The organism is Sorangium sp. So ce281 (assembly GCF_051527395.1).
Taxonomy (GTDB): Bacteria; Myxococcota_A; Polyangia; order Polyangiales; family Polyangiaceae; genus Sorangium; species Sorangium cellulosum_B.
In genome coordinates this window covers 4856538-4878596 of sequence record NZ_CP150322.1, presented here as the reverse complement: position 1 = coordinate 4878596, position 22059 = coordinate 4856538, and the positions used below count along the sequence as shown (strand labels likewise).

The 22059-nt window shown below is 71.5% G+C and carries 26 protein-coding genes; 12 read left to right on the top strand and 14 right to left on the bottom strand.

The window, feature by feature from the left end; translation table 11 throughout:
- Positions 1-49: 49 nt before the first annotated feature.
- Both WMF27_RS18385 and WMF27_RS18380 read right to left on the bottom strand, forming a co-directional pair.
- Positions 50-358, bottom strand: a complete 309-nt coding sequence (locus WMF27_RS18385; protein ID WP_437767578.1) for a hypothetical protein — start codon at positions 356-358, stop codon at positions 50-52.
- Positions 355-744 carry a hypothetical protein gene (locus WMF27_RS18380; protein WP_437767579.1) on the bottom strand — a complete coding sequence of 130 codons (390 nt, stop codon included), beginning with the start codon at positions 742-744 and terminating at the stop codon, positions 355-357. Before WMF27_RS18380 ends, WMF27_RS18385 begins: the two co-directional genes overlap by 4 nt.
- A 70-nt stretch (positions 745-814) precedes the next feature.
- Between WMF27_RS18380 and WMF27_RS18375 the strand changes: the two genes are divergently transcribed.
- Genes WMF27_RS18375 through WMF27_RS18365 form a run of 3 tightly spaced genes read left to right on the top strand, consistent with a single transcriptional unit; the run spans position 815 to position 3489 of the window.
- Positions 815-2095, top strand: a complete 1281-nt coding sequence (locus tag WMF27_RS18375; protein WP_437767580.1) for a glutamate-5-semialdehyde dehydrogenase — start codon at positions 815-817, stop codon at positions 2093-2095.
- A gap of 55 nt (positions 2096-2150) precedes the next feature.
- Positions 2151-3044, top strand: a complete 894-nt coding sequence (gene rsfS, locus WMF27_RS18370) for a ribosome silencing factor (RefSeq protein WP_437767581.1) — start codon at positions 2151-2153, stop codon at positions 3042-3044.
- A gap of 7 nt (positions 3045-3051) precedes the next feature.
- Positions 3052-3489 carry a 23S rRNA (pseudouridine(1915)-N(3))-methyltransferase RlmH gene (locus WMF27_RS18365; RefSeq protein WP_012236304.1) on the top strand — a complete coding sequence of 146 codons (438 nt, stop codon included), beginning with the start codon at positions 3052-3054 and terminating at the stop codon, positions 3487-3489.
- A 163-nt stretch (positions 3490-3652) separates the two neighbouring features.
- Here WMF27_RS18365 and WMF27_RS18360 read toward each other — a convergent pair whose 3' ends face one another.
- Positions 3653-4606, bottom strand: coding sequence for an SDR family oxidoreductase (locus WMF27_RS18360; protein ID WP_437767582.1), 954 nt, complete (start codon positions 4604-4606; stop codon positions 3653-3655).
- Between the two features lie 185 nt (positions 4607-4791).
- Here WMF27_RS18360 and WMF27_RS18355 point away from each other — a divergent pair, with 185 nt between their 5' ends.
- A complete protein-coding gene (locus WMF27_RS18355; RefSeq protein WP_437767583.1) occupies positions 4792-5802 on the top strand; it encodes a helix-turn-helix transcriptional regulator in 1011 nt (336 codons plus the stop codon).
- A gap of 34 nt (positions 5803-5836) precedes the next feature.
- On the opposite strand, the gene WMF27_RS18350 is transcribed toward WMF27_RS18355, so the two are convergent.
- Together WMF27_RS18350 and WMF27_RS18345 are read right to left on the bottom strand one after the other, a co-directional pair.
- A complete protein-coding gene (locus WMF27_RS18350; RefSeq protein WP_437767584.1) occupies positions 5837-6094 on the bottom strand; it encodes a hypothetical protein in 258 nt (85 codons plus the stop codon).
- Between the two features lie 67 nt (positions 6095-6161).
- On the bottom strand, positions 6162-6839 hold the full coding sequence (locus tag WMF27_RS18345; protein ID WP_437767585.1) for a putative quinol monooxygenase: 678 nt from the start codon (positions 6837-6839) through the stop codon (positions 6162-6164).
- 580 nt (positions 6840-7419) lie between these two features.
- Here WMF27_RS18345 and WMF27_RS18340 point away from each other — a divergent pair.
- From WMF27_RS18340 to WMF27_RS18320, 5 genes are all read left to right on the top strand, one after another.
- Positions 7420-7641: a hypothetical protein gene (locus tag WMF27_RS18340; RefSeq protein WP_437767586.1), complete on the top strand. Its 222-nt coding sequence runs from the start codon at positions 7420-7422 to the stop codon at positions 7639-7641.
- Positions 7638-8204 (top strand): RNA polymerase sigma factor, encoded by a 567-nt coding sequence (locus WMF27_RS18335; RefSeq protein WP_437767587.1) that lies wholly within the window; start codon positions 7638-7640, stop codon positions 8202-8204. Before WMF27_RS18340 ends, WMF27_RS18335 begins: the two co-directional genes overlap by 4 nt.
- A 496-nt stretch (positions 8205-8700) precedes the next feature.
- Positions 8701-9435 carry a TIGR04255 family protein gene (locus WMF27_RS18330; protein ID WP_437767588.1) on the top strand — a complete coding sequence of 245 codons (735 nt, stop codon included), beginning with the start codon at positions 8701-8703 and terminating at the stop codon, positions 9433-9435.
- Positions 9432-9740: a hypothetical protein gene (locus tag WMF27_RS18325; RefSeq protein ID WP_437767589.1), complete on the top strand. Its 309-nt coding sequence runs from the start codon at positions 9432-9434 to the stop codon at positions 9738-9740. Before WMF27_RS18330 ends, WMF27_RS18325 begins: the two co-directional genes overlap by 4 nt.
- A 21-nt stretch (positions 9741-9761) precedes the next feature.
- Positions 9762-10388, top strand: a complete 627-nt coding sequence (locus tag WMF27_RS18320) for a hypothetical protein (protein ID WP_437767590.1) — start codon at positions 9762-9764, stop codon at positions 10386-10388.
- Positions 10389-10539: 151 nt separating this feature from the next.
- Here WMF27_RS18320 and WMF27_RS18315 read toward each other — a convergent pair whose 3' ends face one another.
- Complete coding sequence (locus WMF27_RS18315; protein ID WP_437767591.1) at positions 10540-11715, bottom strand: IS1 family transposase; 1176 nt, start codon at positions 11713-11715, stop codon at positions 10540-10542.
- Positions 11716-12133: 418 nt separating this feature from the next.
- Here WMF27_RS18315 and WMF27_RS18310 point away from each other — a divergent pair, with 418 nt between their 5' ends.
- Positions 12134-12319: a hypothetical protein gene (locus WMF27_RS18310; RefSeq protein ID WP_437767592.1), complete on the top strand. Its 186-nt coding sequence runs from the start codon at positions 12134-12136 to the stop codon at positions 12317-12319.
- An 18-nt stretch (positions 12320-12337) separates the two neighbouring features.
- Here the strand turns inward: WMF27_RS18310 and WMF27_RS18305 are convergent, their stop codons facing one another.
- From WMF27_RS18305 to WMF27_RS18280, 6 genes are all read right to left on the bottom strand, one after another.
- On the bottom strand, positions 12338-12571 hold the full coding sequence (locus WMF27_RS18305; RefSeq protein ID WP_437767593.1) for a hypothetical protein: 234 nt from the start codon (positions 12569-12571) through the stop codon (positions 12338-12340).
- The gene (locus WMF27_RS18300) at positions 12568-13971 is read right to left on the bottom strand and encodes a hypothetical protein (RefSeq protein ID WP_437767594.1); all 1404 of its coding nucleotides are present in this window, start codon (positions 13969-13971) and stop codon (positions 12568-12570) included. The genes WMF27_RS18305 and WMF27_RS18300 overlap by 4 nt, the downstream gene beginning before the upstream one ends.
- A gap of 110 nt (positions 13972-14081) precedes the next feature.
- Positions 14082-14576 (bottom strand): hypothetical protein, encoded by a 495-nt coding sequence (locus WMF27_RS18295; protein ID WP_437767595.1) that lies wholly within the window; start codon positions 14574-14576, stop codon positions 14082-14084.
- Between the two features lie 79 nt (positions 14577-14655).
- Complete coding sequence (locus WMF27_RS18290) at positions 14656-15636, bottom strand: hypothetical protein (protein ID WP_437767596.1); 981 nt, start codon at positions 15634-15636, stop codon at positions 14656-14658.
- A gap of 162 nt (positions 15637-15798) precedes the next feature.
- Positions 15799-17061, bottom strand: a complete 1263-nt coding sequence (locus WMF27_RS18285; RefSeq protein ID WP_437944358.1) for a tetratricopeptide repeat protein — start codon at positions 17059-17061, stop codon at positions 15799-15801.
- Entirely contained in the window at positions 17058-17681 is a 624-nt protein-coding gene (locus WMF27_RS18280; protein ID WP_437767598.1) for an RNA polymerase sigma factor, read from the bottom strand. Before WMF27_RS18280 ends, WMF27_RS18285 begins: the two co-directional genes overlap by 4 nt.
- 321 nt (positions 17682-18002) lie before the next feature.
- Here WMF27_RS18280 and WMF27_RS18275 point away from each other — a divergent pair, with 321 nt between their 5' ends.
- Complete coding sequence (locus WMF27_RS18275; protein WP_437944357.1) at positions 18003-18830, top strand: SPOR domain-containing protein; 828 nt, start codon at positions 18003-18005, stop codon at positions 18828-18830.
- A gap of 46 nt (positions 18831-18876) precedes the next feature.
- Here the strand turns inward: WMF27_RS18275 and nikR are convergent, their stop codons facing one another.
- Together nikR and WMF27_RS18265 are read right to left on the bottom strand one after the other, a co-directional pair.
- On the bottom strand, positions 18877-19299 hold the full coding sequence (gene nikR, locus WMF27_RS18270; protein WP_437767600.1) for a nickel-responsive transcriptional regulator NikR: 423 nt from the start codon (positions 19297-19299) through the stop codon (positions 18877-18879).
- A gap of 13 nt (positions 19300-19312) precedes the next feature.
- A complete protein-coding gene (locus WMF27_RS18265) occupies positions 19313-20431 on the bottom strand; it encodes a hypothetical protein (protein WP_437767601.1) in 1119 nt (372 codons plus the stop codon).
- 280 nt (positions 20432-20711) lie between these two features.
- Here WMF27_RS18265 and WMF27_RS18260 point away from each other — a divergent pair, with 280 nt between their 5' ends.
- On the top strand, positions 20712-21947 hold the full coding sequence (locus WMF27_RS18260; protein ID WP_437767602.1) for an SPFH domain-containing protein: 1236 nt from the start codon (positions 20712-20714) through the stop codon (positions 21945-21947).
- Positions 21948-22059 lie beyond the last annotated feature (112 nt).

The following is a 22059-nucleotide window of genomic DNA, read 5'->3' as shown; positions in this document are numbered from 1 at the left end:
AGTCGCGCGGCCGAGGCGCTCGCCGCACGCCCGCTCGCGGCGCACGGCGCTACGGCTGCGTGGGCGGCGGCGGCGGCGTGGTGGGCGGCGGTTGCGTGGACGCCGGCGGCGCGCCCGGCGACGGGGCGAGCAGCGGCGCGCCCGGCGTCGCGTCGGTCGCATCCGTTGCATCCGGCTCGTCCGGCGTCGCGGCCGGCGCGTCGCCGACGCCGCCGTCGTACGCGCGCGGGCGCTCGTACTCGGGCGGCGGACCGGGCGGCAGCGGCTTCGGCGCGGCGGAGGAGCACGCCGCGGCGAGGTGCGCGGCGAGGATCGCGGAGAGCGCGGCGATCGGCGAGGCGTGGCGGGCGCGTGTCATAGCTCCACTCCGCTCCCCCCGGTGTTCCCGGGAGGAGCACGATACAGCGGCATTTCGGGAGGATCGGCGGGATCGGGCGGGACCTGGAGCCCCTCCGGATCGGCGAACGGCGAGGAGGGGACGGAGGGGCCCGCCGGCGGCGCGTCGAGCGGCGCCCCCAGCGCGCCCGGCGCCGCGAGGGGGATGCCGGTGCTCGCCGTGGCGGGCGCGTCCTCGCCTGCGTCCGACCCGCGGCACGCCGGAGCGATCACGGCGAGGAGCGCCCCCGCGAGGAGCGCCGCGCCGCGCCGCGGGCGGGCAGCGGCGCTCCCCGTGCGGGCGCGGCGGGCGTCTCGGAAGCGGGGTGCGAAGGACGCCTGGATCGGGCTTCGGAGATCGCCGGACACGGCGGGTACGCTAGCATGGACGCGCAGGAGAACGGTTGGCCCGCGCAGGGAGGCGAGCTAGGTTCCCGCTGTGGAACAGAGCAACATCGATCTAGAGGGCACGCTTCGCGCGCTCTGCCAGCGCGCCCGGGCGGCCGCCCGGGCCCTCGCCCCGCTGGACAGGGCCCAGAAGGACCGCGCGCTGCGCGCCATCGCCGAGCGGCTGCGCGCCGAGGCCGGCGAGGGCAAGCGCTCCGCGGTGCTGGCCGCGAACGCCGAGGACGTGGCCGCGGCGCGCGCCGCCGGCGTCTCCGAGGCGCTCGTCGACCGGCTCGTGCTCGACGAGGCGCGGCTCGCGGCGATCGCCGGCGCGGTGCTCGAGGTCGCCGCCGCCAGCGACCCGGTCGGGCAAGTCGTCGGGATGGAGCGGCGGCCGAACGGGCTCCTCGTCGGGCAGGTGCGCGTCCCGCTCGGCGTGATCGCGATGATCTACGAGTCGCGCCCCAACGTGACGGTCGACGCCGCGGTGCTCTGCCTGAAGAGCGGCAACGCCGCGATCCTCCGGGGCGGCAAGGAGGCGGCGCGCTCGAACGCGGCCCTCGGCGAGCTGATCTCGGACGCGCTGCGCTCGGTCGGGCTGCCGGCCGACGCCGTGCAGAGGGTCCCCTCGCTCGACCGCGAGGCCACGCGGATCCTGCTCGGCCTGACCGGCATGATCGATCTGGCCATCCCGCGCGGCGGCGAGGGGCTCATCCGGTTCGTCGCGGAGAACGCGCGCGTCCCCGTGATCCAGCACTACAAGGGCGTGAACCACCTCTACGCCGACGCCGGCTGCGACGTCGAGATGGCCTGCCGCCTCGTCGAGAACGGCAAGCTCCAGCGCCCCGGCGTCTGCAACGCGCTGGAGTGCCTGCTCGTCCACGAGAGCGTCGCGGCGCCGCTGCTCGGGCGCGTGGCCGCCCTCTCGGAGCGCGGGCTCGAGCTGCGCGGCGACGCCGGCACCTGCGCGCTCGTGCCGTCGGCGCGCAAGGCCGCGGAGGACGACTACGGGCGGGAGTTCCTCGCGCCCATCCTCGCGGTCCGGGTCGTGAGGTCGCTCGACGAGGCGATCGAGCACATCGGCCGCTACGGCTCGATGCACACCGAGGTGATCTGCACGCCCCGCTACGACCACGCGCAGCGGTTCCTGCGCGAGGTCGACGCGAGCTGCGTGCTCGTGAACGCGTCGTCCCGGTTCAACGACGGCGGCGAGCTCGGCCTCGGCGCGGAGATCGGCATCTCCACGACGAAGCTCCACGCCTACGGCCCGATGGGGCTCGCGAGCCTGACGACGCTCAAGTGGATCGCGTACGGCGAGGGCCAGACCCGCTGACGCGGGCGAGACGAGTGGCGCCCGTCATCGACGGGCGCAAGAAAGCGAGAGAACGTTGGCGAGCAAGAAGGACGCAGGCGAGGGGAGCGGCAAGCCGCGCGCGAAGTCGGGGGCGAAGGCGGGCGAGGGCGCGGAGCCCCGCGCGCCGGCGCGGAAGAAGGCGACGACGGCCAAGGCGGGCGCGGCCGGTCGAGCGTCGTCCGCGGCGAAGCCGAAGCGGCCGGCGTCGCCCCGGATCCGCGCCTCCCACGCGGGCGTCGGCGAGCCCGGCGCGAAGAAGGTGGTCCGCGCGCGCCGCGCGGGCGGCGAGGCGGAGCCGCTGGAGCGCGCGGCGCGGCCGATCCCGGCGGATCGGCCGGCCTCGAGGGCGCGGCGTCCGGCGCGCGACGACGGCGACGCGCCGGCCCCGCGGCCCACGCGGGGCGGCGGCGAGGGCGGCGCGAAGGCGGTGCTGCCGCTCGCGGGGCGGTCGCCCGCGCGCGCCAAGTCGCCGCTCGCCGGCCCGAAGCGCGCCGGCTCGCGCCGGAGCACGCCGCCGCCCGTCCCCGAGCCTTCGGCCTCCGCGCGCGAGCTCGCGCTGGCGCTGGCCGCGGCGGGGCTCGACAAGAAGGCGATCGGCGTCGAGATCCTGGAGGTCGTGGGGCGCGTCGACTACGCGGACTACCTCGTGATCATGACCGGCCGCTCCGACAGGCACGTCCACGCGATCGCGACGGGGCTGGAAGAGGCGGTGCGCAAGCAGAAGCTCGCGCCGCTCTCGATGGAGGGCCTCGCCGCGGCGACCTGGGTGCTCATCGATTTCGGCGACGTGGTGGTGCACGTGTTCCAGGAGGAGACGCGCCGCATCTACGACATCGAGGGGCTCTGGATCGACGCGGGGCGCGTCCCGGTCCCGGAGGAGAGCCTGCCGCCGGGGGCGCAGCCCGCCCCGCGGTTCGATCCGAGCTGAGCGCGCCGTGCGACTCGTCGTCGCCGCCGTCGGGCGCGTGAAGGACAAGCCGCTGCGCGCGGCGATGGACGAGTACCTCGGCCGCATCCGCCGCTACGTGGCGTGCGACGAGATCGAGATCCAGGACGGCCCGCCGGCGAAGGTCGGGCCGCTCCTTGCGCGCGCGTCGGCGGGGGCGAGCGTCATCGCCATGGAGGTGGGCGGCAAGGCGCTCGGCAGCGAGGCGTTCGCGGCCGGCGTCGAGCGCTGGGGCTCGCGCGGCAAGGGGGTGGTCGCGTTCCTGATCGGGGGCGCGGACGGGCTGCCGCCCGACGTGTCCGCCGCGGCGGACGACCGGTGGAGCCTGTCGCCGCTCACGTTCCCGCACCGCCTCGCGCGGCTCGTGCTGATCGAGCAGCTCTACCGCGCGATGACCCTGCTCCGCGGCGAGCCCTACGCCCACTGACGCGGCCGTGCCGGTCACGGTGGTGGGGTATCGGGCGGTCGAGTGTGGGGTCTTTTGAACCGCCAAGCCGCCAAGGACGCCAAGAAGAACACAAACATCTTGGCGTCTTATGGCGCCTTGGCGGTTCCCTCATTCCGGCAGGGGAATGCCCCCACTACCCCATTCATTCCTTGGGCCAGTCGGGGCACGCGAGCTCCATCGGGCCGTTGAACCAGCTCGCATAGGCCGCCTCGCCGGCCCTGTTGTACCGGCCGAGGTGCCGCTCGAAGTACTCGCCCCAGTGGGGCTTCCGGCCATCGGCGTCGGTGAACCCGTACTCCCTCGCGAGATCCCACGAGCTGAACACGCGGCCGGACTTCGTCGCGACGCGCGGATCGGCGGCGAGCGCCGCGACGGCGCGGCCCACGTAGAACGGCGTCTCCGATTCGATGAAGTGCGGGTCCTTCTCGGCGGCGTCTCGCCAGTTCGCCTCCGTGACGCCGAAGTGGTCGAGCATGGCCTCCGAGCGCAGGAAGCCGGGCGTCACCGCGAGCGCCGTCATGGCGGGGTGGCGGCGCAGCTCCCAGGCCATGGCGAAGGCCAGGCGGATGACCGACATCTTCGCCAGGTCGTAGAAGAGGTTGCCGCGGTAGCCGAAGTGGTCGCCGTCGGTGATCTCGACGATGAGGCCGCGATCGCGCTCGAGCATGAGCGGCACCGCGTGGCGGCTCGTGATGATGTGCGAGGTGACGGCCCGCTCGAGCAGGAGCTTCCCGCTGGGCAGGGACAGCTTCCAGAACGGCTGGCCGAACTCGGTGAGCTCGTCGCCGCCCCACACGTCGTTGACCAGGACGTCGAGCCTCCCGTGCTCCTGCCGGATCCGGGCGCAGAGCGCCTCGACCTGCTCCTCGACGGTGTGGTCGACCTGCGCGGCGACGCCGCGCCCTCCCGCCGCGCCCACGAGCTCGGCGGTCTCTTCGATGGTCTCGGGGCGCTGGCCCGTGGCGGGCCGGCCGCGGACGCTGCGCCCTGTGCAATAGACCGTGGCGCCGGCCTCGCCGAGCGAGCACGCGATGGCGCGCCCCGCGCCGCGCGTGGCTCCGGCGACGAGGGCGATCTGTCCTTCGAGCGGTCTCATACGGTGTCTCCTTCTTGGGGACCGGCGGCTCGGCGGGCGCGCGGGCTCCTGCCGCGCGCGCCCTTGTTTTCCGGCCTGCTCCGGTCGTCCTGCGACGCTACGGGCGAATTCCTGACATCTCCTGTCATGAATTGCGCGTAGCCTCCCCGGGCGAGTCACGGCGGGGTCGGGAGCCACGGACGGTCATGCGCGCGGATCGGCTGCTCAGCTTGATGTTGCTCTTGCAGCGGGCGAAGAGCCGGCAGCTGACGGCCGAGGACCTGGCGCGCCGCCTGGAGGTCTCGGCGCGGACGATCTACCGGGACCTCGACGCGCTGTCATCCGCGGGCGTGCCCGTCTATGCGCAGCGCGGCCCGAGCGGCGGGATCACGCTGGCGGAGGGGTGGCAGACGAGCCTGACCGGGCTGACGCGGCCCGAGGTGCAGGCGCTCGCGGCGGTCGCCGCGCCCGGGGCGCTGGCCGACATCGGGCTCTCGGCGGCGCTGGAGAGCGGGCTGATCAAGCTGTCGGCGGCGCTGCCGGCCGTGCACAGGTCGCTGGCCGAGCACGCGCGGCAGCGGCTCCACGTGGACGCGTCGGGGTGGTTCCAGGGCAGGGAGGTGGTGCCGCACCTCGACGTCCTGCGGGAGGGGGTCTGGCAGGATCGCAAGGTGTGGCTCGCGTACAGGGACTTCGACGGGGAGGCGAGCGAGCGGGTGGTGGAGCCGTACGGGCTCGTGATCAAGGCCGACCGCTGGTATCTCGTCGCCGGGACGGAGCGGGGGCCGAGCATCTTCCGGGGGGCGCGGGTGGCGGGCGCGCGGCTCCTCGAAGCGACGTTTGCGCGGCCGGAGGCGTTCGACCTGGCGGCGTGCTGGAAGGCCTTGAACCGGCGGTTCGCGGAGCAGAGGGCGAGCTACGTGGTGACGTTGCGCGTGACCGGGGAGGGGGAAGCGGCGCTCCGGCGGGTCCGGCCCGGCGGCGAGCACGAGCGGTGGGGGCGGGGAACGTGCGGGCGCGCGGGGACGAGCGTCGTGACGGTCGACTTCGAGCGGGAGTCGATCGCGGTCTCGCAGATCGTCGGGCTGGGCAGGGGCGTCGAGGTGCTCGAGCCGGCGGCGCTGCGGGCGCGGCTCCGGGAGATCGCGAAGGATCTACGAGCGGTCTACGGGGCGCGCGGCGCGGAGGCGCCTCAGCGCGCGGGCAGGAAGAGGTGAGCCGACACCGGAGGGATCGCGAACGTGCCCAGGCTCATTCCACGTCGGGGCACGAATACCCGATCTCCCAGTCCTGCACCTGGACTCCGCCGGCGCCGTCGCTCGTCGGATTCAGCGTCACCTGGAGCTCGAGGTAATCCGCTTGCGCTCCCGGCAGCGCGCCGAGATCGACGGCGCACGGCGGCGTCGAGGTGTCGTCGCACACCTGGGTATCGGCCGGCGTCGCGTGCGCGGTCGCGGCGAGCGTCACGGCCGCTGCGCCGAGATCGGCGGTGTCGTCGGCCGAGCGCACGAAGAACTCGACGCTCGAGTCGCCCGGCGTGGTCGTCCTGTACGTGAGGTATTCCCACCGGGCGTCTCTACGACCCCTCGACCAGATCTCGCAGCTGCGTCAGCTCCTGATCCACCCATCCTCTCTGCTCGTCGAACGCCGCCTCGGAACACCCCGGCGGCCGCTGGATGGTGAAGAGGAGCAGGCTCCCGGGGCCGTGCCGCACGATGCGCATGGGCATCCGCAGCTCTCCGCTGCCTGCATCCGCGCAGTGCCAGACCACGCCCGCGGCCGGGTCCGCCTCGTAGCGGAAGCGCACGTCTCCCTGGGGAGAGCTCACGATCCAGCGCTCCCCCTCCTGTCGCAATCCCTGGCAGAAGCGCGTGCTCCAGCGGGGCAGGAGGCGGATGTCGGCGGCCAGACGGAACGCCGTGTCCAGGGGAGCGCGCGTCAGGGCGAGGGCCGTATATCGCGTGTCCCCGGGCTCGTGGCCCGGAAAGTAGCTCACCTCCAGGCGCTCCAGCAGCGCACGCATGCGCGGAAACAAGGCGGCTCCGTGAGGCGAGCCGCAGTGAGCGGCCAGCGCCTCGCCGTCTTGATAGCGGTCCAGGACCACATAGCGCCCGGGCGCGCCGTCCCTGAACAGGTCGTAGCTGAGCGTGCCCGGCTCGTGGGCCCGGACCTCCGCCGCGTGGGTCCTGAAGATCGCCTCGAACTCCGCCTCGGAACCCGCCTTGGCCTGCGCGCGCTTGATACCACCGATCATGAGTCCTCCTTCCGACCTCGCGGAAGTTACGCGCCGGCATGCCGGCCGACTTGGAGGATCTTGCGATCGGTCGGCGGCTGTCCTCGGAGGCGCCGGATGGTCGACGGGCTGCCCCCGATCTCCCGGTGAAATCCATCGGTGAAATGGCTGCCAAAAAACAAGGACCGCCGAGGTGGCAGCCAGCCCGCCCGCGGTCAGCCACCGAGGCGCAGGGTCGGCCGGACCGGGCTTGGGCGATGGTCGTCCAAACCCGGAGGTTGTCGACAGCCTCCGCGGAGAGAAAAAACTCTGCGGGGAGGTTGTCGACAGGGTGGTGCCCTAGTTTGCCCCGAAGTGCCCTAGTTTGACTCCGCGCCCCGCATGAGCGGTTAGGCTCCCCCGGAAGTAGGCGCAGCCCGCGGGTGTTACGAGCACCCCGGGCTGCATGGTCCGACATCCGCTTACACGGAGCCGAACAGTGCAACTATACTTGATCCCACCCGACGGTGGGCAAGGCGAACGTGCGCCCGCGCGCCGCCCGTACCGCCGAAGCCCATCCCTCTCCCTCACCGCTGACGAGACCCGCCGATTGCGTGCAGCCTTGCGCGGCATCAAGGCCCGCCTGGGCACCTGGCGCGCCGTCTCCGAGGCCATGGACGGCGTCAACACCCGCACGCTGTGCCGCGTCGCCTGCGGCGCCGAGCGTGGATCGCCCGCACTGGTGCTGCTCGCTGCCCGCGTCGCCAAGACGACCGTCGAGCGCTTGCTGTCGCCCGGCGTCGTCGATGCCAGCCGGTGCGCGCACTGCGGGAGGTCTGGATGAAGCGCCCGCGGAAGGGGGCCGGACGCCAGCCTGCCGCGAAACACCCCCGGAAGCGACCGAGCATCGAGGCGATCCTCGCCGAGCGCTCCGCCATCATGGCCGTCATCGTGGCCAGCGGCGTGCCCACGCGCGACCGCGCCGACGTCTTCCAGAACGTCGTCATGGGCGCGTGGCGCTCGATCAAGCGAGGTCTCTACCGCCCGGCGCCCTGGGACGAGCCGCGCAAGGCGCTCCGCGGCTGGCTCTACTCGGTCGCGAGGCACCTTTCCATGCACCACGTCAACAGCGCGTGGTCTAGGCGCGCCGTCCTGACCGAGCAGCCGCTGGGACTGCTCCCTGAGCCCGTCGGGCCGAGCCTGGAGGCACAGGTTGCCGCGCGTGAGGTGCTGGACGCCATGACCGAGCTCCCGCCCTGGCAGCTGGAGGCGCTGCTCTCGGTCGACTCGCCAGAGTCGCTCGTCGCGTACGCCAAGCGGCGCCGCATGAACCCGTCAACGGCGGCGTCGAGGCTCAGGATCGCCAGGGAGGCGCTGGCGCTCCGGCTGAGGAGGTGGCGGCGATGAGCAAGCGAAACCCGGCGGAGCCGCTTCAAGTCGCCCGTCGCCGTCGAGCTGAGGGCCGTTCTTGCCGATGCCAACCCAGACATCGCCGAGGCCGCGCCGGCGCCCGACCCGTTGCAGTACGTCCGTAGAATCGCAGGCGCCCCCGGGCAGCCGTGCTCGACGCGCTCGCAAGGGGCCACCTTCTCGGTGGACCGTCGACCCGCCGAGCTCATGCACTACATGTGGAGCGCTGGAACTAAGAGCTACTACAGGTAGTGGGTCGACGGATTGTGGAAAACCGTTGGATAACCACTGGTAAACCTGTGTTCCGGCTGTTAACGTAGTGCCACGCACCGTCATTCGGTGCCCAAGCAGCATCAACCGACGCATCGCGTCATGACGAGCCGTCTAGGACGTTCCTCTATTTGCAGCTGTGCCATATTGCGGACGGTAGGCGACCACAAAGTGCTCAATAAATCTCTAGCCTAAGCCGTTCGCTATCACTAATCGAGACGCCATGGGACACCCTCACCTGCCTGGCGCGCCGATCACAGAGGCCATGGTCGACCTGCGCGTCGATCTGCCAGCTGGGACGACCGTGGAGCAGCTCTCCTCCCTCCAAGAACTGCTTGGTCCGATCTATCCAGAAAAAAAGTCCATTGTTGAATGGCGCGGACAGATTGACCCGACGGCCCAGCAGGCGGTCTCATCGGAGACGAAGGCTATTAAGGGGTATCAATTCTGGTCCGCAGACAAGCTGCACGTCGTACAGGCTCGGCTTGGTGGTTTTGCGTGCAGTCGTCTGAGGCCGTACCAGAACTGGGCAAATCTGCGCGATGAAGCAACTGCCAGATGGTTGCAGTATGTGCAGGTCGCCAATCCTACGAGGATCGGCCGCATTTCGATACGAACCATCAACCGCATTGAACTGCCATCGCCGGTCACGAATTTTGAGGACTATTTCAAGACGTTTGTTAAGATTGCAGATGGCCTGCCGCAGTTTCTAGCCGGCATGTTTGTGCGCATGGTCGTGCCGTCGGGCGATATGTCAGGCGTGATAACGATTGTGCTGGAAGAGGAAAACATAACTGAGGCCGTTGTGCCGGTGATCCTTGATATTGATGTAGTGAAGCCAGTGAACATGCCGGCTCACGGCGAGCAGCACTGGACAACGATCGAAGAGTTGCGCGCGTTCAAGAACGACATCTTCTTTGGCAGCCTCACCACCAAAGCGCTGGAGATGTTCAAATGAGTCAACTCGCTGCAAGCGCATTGTTTGCGAGCTACGTGGCGTGTGTTCAGCCGGAGTCCGGCGCGGGCAGTGACGCTGGTATAGTTGTTCGCAAATGGCACGAATGCGTTTTCCCGCATTATAATGAGCCGGTCAGTCGCCAGCGCGGTGTCTCGGGCTCGCTCGAGGACTGGGATGGCAGTGACGCCGGCGTCTTTGCGTTCGGTCGCACCGAGCGCGTTAAATGCACGGTGGGCACGAAGAGAGATTTCGACTTCGCCTATATTCCTGGCGAATTCGACTTCGACGGTGATAACGAAAGCTAACTGATGCCCCCGGAGCGAGCTATGGGCTCAACGGAACATTGGCCATGGTATGACATCGTGTCCGGGGAATCCGCGGATCAAGGCGACATAATAGTCGATTATCCGGCGCTGCGCCTGCCTTCTGACAGTAGCGCTGAGCTTGAAACGTATACCACGTCAGCGCTCGTAATGAACCAGACGTGCGATCTGGCCAACGGGAAAGATATCTCTTCGCTTGTTCTTTGTCCGATTAAGTCGGTGGCAGAATTCGTTGTGAAGCATCCTCAGTTTAGGCGAGAAGCTGATAAGACTGCCACCAAATTGAACGTGTCCGTGCCTGACATCGGCGCGAAGGACTTTGAAGAGCGCGCCTGGAAAATCATTTGGCAAAATAAGGACATCAAGAAGCAAATCGATGGTATTACGAAAGGGCAGCGGCCGGCATATGTGACTCTTTGCGAGCACAGGGATGCTCCTGTCTTTCCGATGTCACTCGTTGGCTTTCACCACGTGTTTGTTCAGCCTCGTAGTGCGGTTGACCGATGGTTGGCCAGTCGTGGACCACGGCTGCGGTTGCGTCCACCATATCGCGATCATGTTTCGCAAGCATTCGGAATGTTTTTTATGAGGGTGGGGCTGCACCAGGCAGTGCCTAGGCTTGCAGATTGATTTGTGGCCCGCTTGCGTGGGTTGATAATCCGTCCTTAGCCTTGTTCATGTTGAACAGGCTCAGCTGCTCCCAGCGCCTCGGCTTCGGCGTGGGCGACGGCTCCGACGGCGGGGGCTCCACCGGCGCAGCCGGTGTGGAGCCGACCAGCCGCTACTCCGCGCCGTCGGGCGGGTCGCCGAAGAGGTTCAACTGCACCGGCTTCTGCGGCCTCGGCTTCCAGGCGAACAGGTCAAGCTGACCGGTCGGCTCGGCGGTGGCGGGCTGCGGCGCTACGGGCTCGATCGCCACGACGGGAGCGACGCGAGACGGCGCCTCTATGGGCGCGGCGGCAACGACGGGCGGCGGTTGCGGCGCTGTGGGCGCCGACGTCGCCGACCCGCCCGGCAGCACCCGCAGCCAGCCCCGGCCGGCGGGGAGCGCCCTGGCGGTGCCCTCCGGCTTCGGGATGGCGAGCGGCTGTGGTTCGGGTTTCTCCCCTGCGGGCTCGGTCAGCGCCGCGTCCATGAGCATCTCCAGCGTCCACGCGGTGTCCGTGATGCCCGCCGCCATCGCCGGGGTGACCCGCATGTTCCGGGGGATGTGGCAGAGGTTCGTGTACACGTAGTGCAACGCGATCGCGGCGCGGTGCCGCGTGAGTTTCTTCGAGAACGCCAAGGTGCGGCGCCGCAGCCGCGCGTTCCACTGCCGCGCGGTGAGGTTGCTCCTCTCGATGGCGTAGTTCGTCGCCTTGGCCGGGTCCGGCGTGCCGAAGATGGCGCGCTTCTGGATGGAGTCGACGCCGCGCTCGACCGCGAACTTCTCCGAGGTGCCAGGCCTGCCAGGGCGCGAGCTGAAGTTCTTGACGGTCTGCATGTACGGCACGGCCCGCCCGAAGTTCGCCGCGATGGGCTGCGCGTACAGCGCAAGCCCGTCGGTGGTGATCTGCGGCATCACGGCGAGCCGAGCGCGCACGTCCTCCACGAGAGCATCGGCGCTCTCCTGGTCGCGCTTCCCCACGTGCCACGCGATGATGAGCTTGCTGGTGCGGCAGATCGCGGCCCAGGTCCACTGCTCCCCGCTGGTCGCTGTGTCGTGCTTGGCCGGGTCGACGTGGATCTGGCGGCGGGAAACCCACCCGTGCATCTCGTCGAGATCTACGAGCGGGGACGTCAGATCGCGCACCAGCCGGTCATGGAGCCGCGCGCAGCCTTCCCCGATCACCTGCCCGAAGCGGCCGATGGTGTCCTGATGGACGCCGGTCATGCGCGACGCGGCGCGGATGCTGGTGCCGTTCACGAGCGCGGCGAGTACCTCTAGCCGCCGCTCCGCTGGGAGCACGTTCGCCATGGGCTTGCACCTCTCCGGACGCGTGCCCATGATCGCAGCGCGACGTGCGACGGGTGGGCCACCATCCGGCGTTCCGCAGCCCCGCCTCGGGTACCAGCCGAGGCGGGGCGCTTTGCCTGTGCAAGTGAGTATAGCCCTTGTTTTCTAGGGCTCCAGCGCAGCTCGGATAGCAGTTGTCATAGCCAACACTGCGGATCCAGCGTCGAACAAGGCGTTTCTGACACGGTCAAGGGGGACGGGTGCGCCGTGTGACGCGGCTCGCCCTTGGGGCGACCAGGCGCCTCGGTGGGGCACCGGACGCGCAGCGAGCCCCGTCTGGCGCCGATCCTTTCGGGGAGCTCGGCCTGTTCACCTGTCAGGCTGTTCGGCGATGACGGGGTGACGTATGGATCCACGTCCCTCGCAGAAGGAGCACCGGATGACGAACAACCCTTGGGAAAAGGCGGATGAGCTGCGCGCAGAGGCCCACAGGCGCTACGAGGCGCTAAGCGCAGGCGCTCACGGTGGCGTGAGCCAACCGCGGCGCGAGCAGTTGCTTCGCGAATGGCAAGAGGCGCATCGCGCCTGGTGGGACGAGGTGCAACGCGTCGGCGGCACGCCCTGACCACCCACGCGACGTGCCCTAGTTTGAACGGCTGCCTGCCCTAATTAGGGCACCACCGTCGACAGCCTCCGCGGAGAGAAAAAACTCTGCGGGGAGGCTGTCGATAGCCTCCGCGGAGAGAAAAAACTCTGCGGGGAGGTTGTCGACAGCCTCCGCGGAGAGAAAAAACTCTGCGGGGAGGCTGTCGACAGCCTCCGCGGAGAGAAAAAACTCTGCGGGGAGGCTGTCGACAGCCTCCGGCGGACCGCTCACTCCGGGAAGAACGTCTCGATCGTCAGCGCCGGCGTCCCGTCCGCGTGGACCCCGCCGAGCACCGCGAGCGTCCCGTTCGGCGCGGGCACCACGGCCGCGCCGCGCCGTGGCTCCCGCAGCGGCAGCTCCTCGACCTGCGCCGCCGCGACGTCGACGAGGAAGCTCCGCGTGAGCCCGTCCTCGCCCGCCTCGGACCCCACCGCGAGGATGCGCCCGCCGGGCAGCGCGAACGCGGCGACGCCCCCGACGGCCGCGGTCAGCGCAGCGCCCTCGACCTCCACCGCCGCGCAGGTCGCGGCGCTCACGGCGCACCCCGGCGCGAGCCGCCGGGTCGGCACCGCGGCGCCGCCCTGGACCCCGCCGACGAGCACGATCTCCCCGGGACCGGTCACCGCGGCGCCCGCCCCCTCGGAGGCATCCGGCGGAAACGGCCTCGGCGAGAACTCGGTCGCGCCGTCGCCGAGCACCTCCAGCCCCGCGCCGTCCGCGCTCCCGCCCGCGACGACCAGGCCCAGACCTTCCAGCCACACGGCCGCGGCGCCGGTCCGCGCGTGGCGGAGCTTCGCCACCGAGAGCGCCCCGTCCGCGCCGACGACGAGCACCTTGTCCGAAGGCGCCCCCGCGGCCGCGCCCGCGCGCGTCGCGCCGACCACGAACGAGCGCCCGTCCGAGGCCTCGACCGTCCGGCCGCCCGCCACCTCCGCGAACGAGCCGAGCCCCTCGGGCAGCGACGCCTCGGCGCTCTGCCCCGCCGCGACGTCGGTCCAGCTGGCGCCCTCGTCGTCCAGCGTGAGCAGCAGGTCTCCCCGGACGACGAGCGACCGCGCCGCCCGCGGGAGCGCGCCGCTGGAGGCGCTCCCGCCCCACGCCGCGAGGTCGTACGCGTCGAGCCGCGCCGGGTCGACGTCACCCGCCGCGGCGCCCCCGGCCGCGGCCCCGCCGGTGAGGATCAGGTAACGCTCCGCGAGCGCCGCCCCGGGCGCGCCGACGCGCGACGCCGCGAGCTCGCCCGGCGGCCGCGCCCACCGGCCGGTCCGCTGGGCGAAGAGCGGCAGGACGTCGCCCGTCACCGCGGCGAGGTAGATGCCCGCCGCGGAGCGCCCCCGCACCACGGTCGCGCCGCCCGCGTCGAGGCCACGCACATCGAACGTGTACGCCCGCGCCGCCGGGATCTCGCCGAAATCGAGCTCGCCGCCCGGCGGCGCCGCCGCCGACACGGTGACGTCTCCCTCGGCCGCCGTCGCGGTCACCTCGATCCGGGCGACGGGTGGATCTTCCTGGAACGCGGTCGCCTCGTGCCCCGGCACGACCTCGATCGTGAGCGTCCACGGCCCTTCCGCGCAGCCCAGGAGCGACAGGCCGAGCGCGGGAAGGACACGGCCCAGGGGCGGGATCTTCATGCGGGCCGAGTCATAGCGCCTCGGGCGCGCGAAAGCCCGGCGGTTGCGTGTCGCCGCGCGGGCCCGCGGGCAGATCGAGATGGATTGACCAGGTTCGTCGACCTCGACCTTCAGTCACATTCGTACTTCCACATGCAGACGCCCTGTTCGTCCGTGAGGCCGGCCCCGTGGTATTCGTGCCAGCACGTCATTCCACTCGGGCATGTGGTGGTCTCGTCGCAGGGCAACCAGCAGACCGAGTCGCAGATGGGCGTGGCGGTGCCGCTCTGCGGCTGCGGGCAGTCCTCCGCCACGTCGCACGTGTAGTTGCAGAGCGCCGCCACGTCGCACCACATCGAGCCGTCCTCTTGTCTCTCGGTCACGTACGACACCATGCATGTGCGCTCCACGCCGTTCGCTTCGGGATCCGGGCAACGGGTGGGGAGGAAGTCCTCGCCTCCGGGGGCAGCGCAGGCAGCCCATGGCCCTTCGGTGGCCCCTTCGACGGAGGTCGCCAGGTGGACTTCCACGATCGGATCGACATGGCGGTCGCCGCACGCCGCCTGTGTGGACGCGAGGGCCGCCGACAAGCCCAGAGCCCAGAGCTTCGTAGCCGTGATCTTCATTGGGTCCTCCACGCCGAGCGCCGACGCGCCCGGCGTCAAGATGGTCTGCGCTGAGGTCACGGCAGCTGCCCGTTTCGGCTCACGGCAGCTCGACCTCCACGCCGAGAGACGCGCCCAGGAACGGGCGGCCCCACGCGTCCGTCGCGCGGCCTGCGGCGTCGATCACGACGCGCGGCACCGCGATCCCGGCGAGCAGGTGCTCGCTGATCCGAAGGTGTGGAGTCGGCGCGAACGAGAGCCCCGCGCGCAGGTACGGCGCGAGCGCGAACGCGTCCGCCGACCTGCCGGCGTACTCGGGCGAGCGGCCTTCGCCCTCGACGTGCAGCCAGGCGGCGGCGAGCCCCGCGCCGGCCGACGGCAGCCACGCGGCGTCGGTGCGGCCGAGCGGGACGCGCACCCCCAGCGCGGCGAGCGCCACCCGCACGCGTCGCGTGCCCTCTTTGCCCTCGCGGCTCGCGCTGGCGAGCGGAATCTGGACGAAGGTGGAGAGCCCCAGACGAGACCAGATCATCGCGTACCCCGACACGTCCAGCATCGGGGTGGCGGGCACGCCGCCTGCGCTCCACAGGACCGCCGGCGCCGCCCCGACGCCGAACGTCACCGGTGCTCTTCGGGTCGCGCCTGGCCTGGAGGCCGGGGGAGGGGGCGCGCGGGGGGGGCCGTCGGCTCGCGAACGCGCGACGGCGACGGGCGCGGGCCTCGCCGGCGGTGGCTCTTGCATGTCGACGACGGCGCGAGCCTCGGGATCGGCTTCGACCTCGCCCTGCGACGGACGGGGCGACCGCACCTCCAGGAGGCTCGCGCGCAGGAGCTCCACCGCGCGAACCGCGACCGTGGCTGGATCGTCGGCCATCACGGCGCTCTGGACCGATGGGCCGGTCGCACCATGGGCGATCGAGACCTCGACGCCACCCGGCACCTCCGTCACCCGGATCTCCGCCGCCGCTCCGGGCTCGTGTGCGCTCGTCTCGACCGGCCCCTGGGAGGGCGGCTCGGCGCCGCCCCTCACGATCACGACGGTGAATCCGAGCGTGGCGAGCTCGGCATAGACGCGGGCCATGATGGGGTCCGACCGGCGATCGGCGATCAGGACGACCTTCGGGCGTGGAGGCTCCGGCGGTGGCTCCGGCGGCGCCGCACGCGCTTCGGGTGCGATGAGGAGGCAGAGCCCGAGCGCCCAGGCTCCGCCGTGCGCCGCGCGAGCCGGCCTTCGTGACCGCACTCACTCCCCCTCGAGGAGATCCCGGGCGTGCGCGGCGTGGGGCCCCGCCGGATACCGCGCCAGGTAGCGGCGCGCAGCCTCGCGGGCCTCGCCGGCCGACCCCATCGACTCCCGGCATTCGATGACCCTCCCGAGCGCTTCCCGCGCAAAGGAGCCGCCCGGTTGCTCTTCGAGGTACACGAGGAACCAGCGCTCGGCCTCGGCGTACGATCGCTGCTGGTCGAACGCCATCCGGCCGAGGTGGAAGGCGGCCTTCGCCGCCTCGCCCGAGCCCGCGAACCGGCTCCGCGCCGCGGTGAGCGCCGCCGCGGCGCGATCCGGCTTCCCGGAGAAGCGCGCGACGTCCGCGAGCGTCAGCAGATCCGCCGCGCTCGCGCGGGCGACGAGCCCGTCGAAGCCCTCGGCCTCGGCGGCCGTCATGGCCTCCTGGTACCTGTCGCTGGCCACGAGATCGCGCCAGCTCGGCCGGCGGGGGGCGGCGTCCGCGGCCTTCGCGACCCCCGCTCGCTCGCTCGCGCCGGTCGCCGCGGGGGCCGGCTGATCGATGCGCGTGGCGGACGGCGCAGGCGGCGCGGCGGCGCGCCGCTCCCCGCGCGTGAGCTCGAAGCGCTGCTCCTTGCAGAAGACATAGAGCGTCTCTCCCGCAGCGACGGCGCGCCGCCCCCCCACGAGCGGCCCCGACACGGCGACCGATCCTTCCCGCAGCACCAGCTTGAGCTCCTCGCTCGCCGGGGACCAGCTCAGCTCGAAGCGCGTGCCGGTGACCTGCACGTCGAACGGGCCGACGTCGAAGCTCCAGGCGCTCGTCGCTGTGTGGGTCACCGTGGCCGTGAGCCGGCCGCCTTCGAGCAGAACGCGCGCGCCATGTGCGTCGGCGGCCACCACGCGCGCCCGGGCGCCCGCGTCCAGCGCCAGGGAGGTGCCGTCCGAGAAGGCGACCGCCAGAGGAGCCTCCGCGCCGGCGGCGATCCACGCCCCGACCTGACCTTGCGCCGAGCCGACCGCGAACGAGAGCGACGGCGGCGGCGGCGGGAGCAGCACGAGGAGCAGCGCCGCGCAGACCCCCGCCAGCGCCACGAGGGCCGCGGGCGCGATCCACCGAGGACGCGGGGGGCCGAGGCGCGCAGCCCCGGGACGGGAGGATCCGCCGCCCGCGATCTCCAGGAACCGTCGGCGCGCGCCGTCGAGATCCTGCGCCGCGAGCTCCTCATCCTGGGCCCGGCGGAGCTCATGAAGACGATCGAGCGAGGGACGATCGCTCATGACGCGCCTCCCTTCAGCCACTCCTCGAGGGCGGGTTGGTCCCGCGCCGCCTCGAGGAAGTGGACCTCCGCGCGGGCCAGCCTCCGCTTGATGGTCGCGAGCGAGACGCCGCACGCGCCGGCGACCTCCTGGAGATCCATGCCCTCGATGCGCCGCAGCGCGAACGCGATGCGCTCGTCGGCCGGGAGCCGCTCCAGCGCGCGGTAGGTCGCGCGCAGCGCCTCGCGGGCCTCACCTCCGTACGGGGGCTCCACGAGGGGTGGGAGCTCGTCGGGGGCGAAGAAGAGGAGCCATCTCCGGCGCGCGCGCCGCTGGATGCAGGTCCGCGCCGTGAACACGGCGACCGAGGTGATCCACGCCTTCAGCGCCGCCGGATCGCGCAGGGTGTCGAGGGAGGAAAGCGCGCGGACGAAGGCGTCGTGATGCGCGTCGGAGAGGTCGCGGCTCCCGCCGAGCAGCCGGCCGAGGACGCGGAGCACGTGCCCGGAGAAGCGCTCGTGGAAGGCGGAGAGCGCGGCAGGATGCCTCGCGCGGAGGCCCTCCACGAGCGCCTCGTCGCTCGCGTAGGCGACCACGCCGAGCCTTCGCGGGGGGGCGAGCGCGCCGGCGCGCATCACCATGATCGTGGGGCTCCGCTGGGAATGACCGAACGCCTCCTGCCGCCTCGTGACCCGAGCGGCCCCCTTGAGTCACGGCAGCGCCGCGAGACGGCTCACCGCGGACGAAGCCCGCGGGGATCGGCAGGCGATCGCGCGCCCGGCGCCAGCCGAGAACTTTCCCCGCGCGCGCCGCCGATGCGAGGCTGTCCGGCCCCGCCGAAGCGCGCGCTCGCCCGAGAGCGCTCGTTCCACGACCGGACTTATCTGGATGATGTAGGATAAAGTAGCACACGAAAGTTGTGGGTTGCCGGCCGGGCAGGGTAGACGGGGCGAGGAGGACGCATGAGGCGCAGCAAGGGCGAGAGCATGGACACCGGGGCGGTGCGGAACCTCGAGGAGATCCAGGAAGAGGATCCCGGGGCTCGCCCGTCGCGCGCGGGTGCGCTGGTGCTGGCCTCGCTCGGCGGGGCGTGCATCGTCTTCGCGGCGGTGGCGCTCCTGCGCGCCCCGCACCGCGAGCGGCCGGTCACCGCCGATCCGCTCGGCGATCTGGTCGCGCGCGCCCACCCGGCCGGCGTGAAGCCGGCCCCGCGCCCTGCCACGATCGGGGAGGACGTGACCTTCCCCGCGGTCCTCTCGGACGCGGAGCACCCGACGACCGCGCTCGAGGCCGTGCGCGATCCGCGGGCGGCCAGGGCGGCCGCCTCCGCCAAGGCGCCCGCCGCGGAGCCCGTCCCGCCGCCTGCCGCGGACCGGCTGCCCGTGGTCCCGCTGCCGGCGCAGCACGTGCTCGAGCGTCCCGGAGGCGAGGCCGCCCCGAACGACACGCTCACCGCGATGGCCCGCCACGTGTCGCGCGAGGAGGGGCCCGAGACCGAGCGGGGAGGGCCCGGCAGCTACCAGCTCCAGGTGAGCTCGTTCAAGGACCCCACCGACGCCGAGAACTTCGCGGCGGCCCTGCGCCGGCGCGGGCACAAGGCGTACGTCGAGCCGGCGTACGTCAAGGGCCGCGGCCTCTGGCACCGGGTGCGCGTGGGCCCCTTCAAGTACAAGCGCTCGGCCGTGATCTACCGGCAGGAGTTCGAGGCCAAGGAGCGCCTCGTGACGTTCATCGTCGACCCGCCCAAGACCACGGTCAAAGTGGCGGAAAGCCCCGCCGACGACGCGTAGATCAGGAGCTCTGGAGAGCCCTCCTCCGTCGGCGTGTGCGCCCCCGCTACCGGCGCGCCGCCCCCGGGAGCGCCGCGGCCGGCGTGAGCGCGCAGGACAGGACCCCCTTGGCCCCGGCGAGCTGCCCGGCGAGCTCGGACAGCTCCTGCCCGCGGCCCTTCAGCACCATCACCTGGAGCAGCCGGGCCGCGTCGAGGCGGACCAGCAGGCTGGAGACCAGAGACCCCGCGTGCCGCTCCTCCAGCTCGGAGATCCGCTGCACGAGCTCCCGCACCTCGGGCTCGTAGACGAGCGTCAGCGTGGCCGCCACCTCGGCCCCCTCGTCCAGCGCGGCGCGCGTCAGGTCCGCGCGGACCAGATCCCGCAGCGCCTCCGAGCGGTTCTCGTAGCCCTGCGCGGTGATGCGCCGATCGAACTCGGCCAGCAGCGCGCGATCCATCGCCACGCCGAAGCGGACCAGGTCGCTCATCGCTCGTCCCCGTTCAGCTCTTGCGCCGCTCGAGGTGCCGCCTCGCGGCGTCCTTCACCGGCGACGTCACGTTCTTGCTCTTCGCGATGCCCCGGAGATCGGACTCGCGCAGGTGCTGGACCAGCCGCGTCGCGACGAGCACCGGCGTCCTCGGGTTCTCCACGAGGTTCCGCTTCACCGTGTAGCTCTTCAGCCACTCGGGCGTCGTCGAGATGATCCGCAGCACCTCGTCCGAGATGTTCCGGTTGCGGGTGATGAGGACGACCTCCTCCTCCTGCATCTGCGGGCTGCGCACGGCGGCGCTGGCCACGAGGCGGTTCGAGTCGCGCACGAGCAGCATGCGCTCCTCGCGCGAGCCGAGCATCGCCCGCCGGATCCGCTGCGACATGGTCATGTCGGCGAGCCGCTTGTAGAGGGGGACGTACTGCTCCTTGATCTCCTCCTTGCCCTCCTCGTCCTCGACGTGGGTGTCGACCGGCTCGTCCGCCGCGAGCGCCTCCGCGAGCGCCTGCGTCTCGCTGAACAGCACGTCGTCCGGCGTGGGCTCGGGCGACGGCTCCGCGATGAGCTCGTCCTTGATCGCGATGCTGACCTCGCGCCACGCCGGGATGCCCGTGAGCTCGACCCCGTTGCGGGCGGCGAGATCGACGAGGCGGTCGGCGGTCGACATCCGCGTGTTCTTGTTGAGGTAGAGCCGCTCGATGACGCGCGGGTTCTTGAGCAGCCGCTCCTCGTTGACGGCGATGAGCTCCGTCACCGCCTCGCCCCCGGCCCGCGCGAGCTCCTCGAGCGTCTCCGGGGCGACGCCCGGCATCGCGAGGAGCCTCTCGACGACCGGGAGGCGATCCGCGTACACGCGGGCCAGCCGATCGATGACCGGCGGCTGCAGATCCGCGCCGAGCGCGCCCTGGAGCAGCGGCTCGGGGAGCGCCGCCAGCGTCTTCTCCGCGGTCTCGCGGGCCGGCTCCTCCTCGCGCGACGCGAGCAGCGCGAGCACCGTCACGACCTCGCCCGGCCTGAGCCCGGGGGCGATGCCGCGCGCCGCCATCTCCCTGAGCTTCTGCGGCGCGCCCGGCTGCGCCAGCTTCTGCGCGGGCGCCGAGAGGGCGCTGACGTCGATCGGCGCGGTCATCGAGGCGCCCTCGCCAGCGCGGCCCCATGTGGCGCCAGCGGCTCAAGCAGAGCGAGCAGAGCGAGCGGAGCAACGGGCATACGGTCCTCCCGGCGGGCATTGCTGCCCTGCGATCTGCGGACTATCCTGAGGCCGCTGTGTGCCTGAAAGGCGCGGCGATCGTCAACGGAGAACGAACGGCGCGCGCCCTGCGCGCCGCCTGCCGGAATGAAACCCGAGGTCCCGGGGGGCAGGGGACCGGCAGGTCCGTCACACCCAGCACACCGAAGAGGAGCGCGACATGGGGATTTTCGATTTCGTGAAGAGCGGCGTCCGCGAGATGATGATCGCGCGCCCGGACGCGGCGAAGCATCTCATCGTCTACAAGCACCCGGACCAGAACATCCCCTTCTGGTCGCAGCTGACGGTCGACAGCGATGAGTGTGCCCTCTTCTTCAAGGACGGCAGGTACATGGGTTACCTGCCCACAGGGCGCCACACCCTGCAGACCCAGAACATCCCGTTCCTGAACAACCTCGTCAACAAGTTCACGGGCGGGGACGTCTTCATCGCCGAGATCTTCTTCGTCAAGACGCAGCCGGTCCGCGGCGTGCCGTTCGGCGGGCCGCTGGAGTCGATGGAGGACCCCACCCTTTACGAGTTCGTGACGCCGCGCATCTTCGGTGAGTTCTCGCTGGTCGTGGTCGATCCGGTGCGGTTCGTCGTCGGGTACCACGGGCAGTGCGGCGGCAGCGGCGACAACGACGTCGTCCTGAGCTGGATCAAGGGCAAGTTCTTCATGAGCGTGAAGACCGTCATCGGCCAGGTCTGCGCGCAGCAGCAGAAGAGCCTGCTCAACCTCGGCGGCATGAGCATGGAGCTCGGCGCCCGCATCGTGCAATCCGCGCCGAACCTCGAGGAGATCGGCTGCAAGATCCTCGAGATCGGCAACTTCAACATCAACTTCTCGGCCGAGGACCAGAAGCTCCTCCGCGAGGCGAACAAGGCGCGCGGCGAGGCGCGCCGCGGCATCGGGGTCGCGCAGGACACCGCCCGCGCGAAGCAGTTCGAGCTCGATCAGCGGTTCCAGCAGGACGCTCGGTACGTGCAGCAGCTGGCGGGCAACTGGCAGAACTACGCGGCCGGCCAGGCGATGATGGGCGCCGGCCAGGGCATGGCGCAGGGCGGCGACGGCAGCGGCGTCGCGGGGCTGGGCGCCCAGGTGGCGATCGGCGCCGGCCTGGCGCAGGCGATGAACCCCGCGCTCGCGGCGCAGGGCCAGCCTCAGTTCGTGCCGCCGCACATGCAGCAGCCGGGGGCGCCGCAGGGCTACCCGGGGGCGCCTCAGGGCTACCCGGGCGCGCCTCAGGGCTACCCGGGCGCGCCTCAGGGCTACCCTGGCGCGCCGCAGGCTGCCCCCGCCGCAGCGCCGTCGATCGAGCAGCGCCTGGAGCGCCTCGGGGAGCTCAAGAGCAAGGGCCTCATCACCGACGAGGAGTTCCAGGCCCGCAAGGCGAAGATTCTGGAAGAGATCTGAGTCCTTACCAGGCGGCGCCGGCCGCCGCGCGCGGCGATCCGCGGGGGGGCGCTCCACCGCGGTCGCCAAACTGGCGCCATCTGATCCGAACCACTGAGCGCGCTTTCGGCTA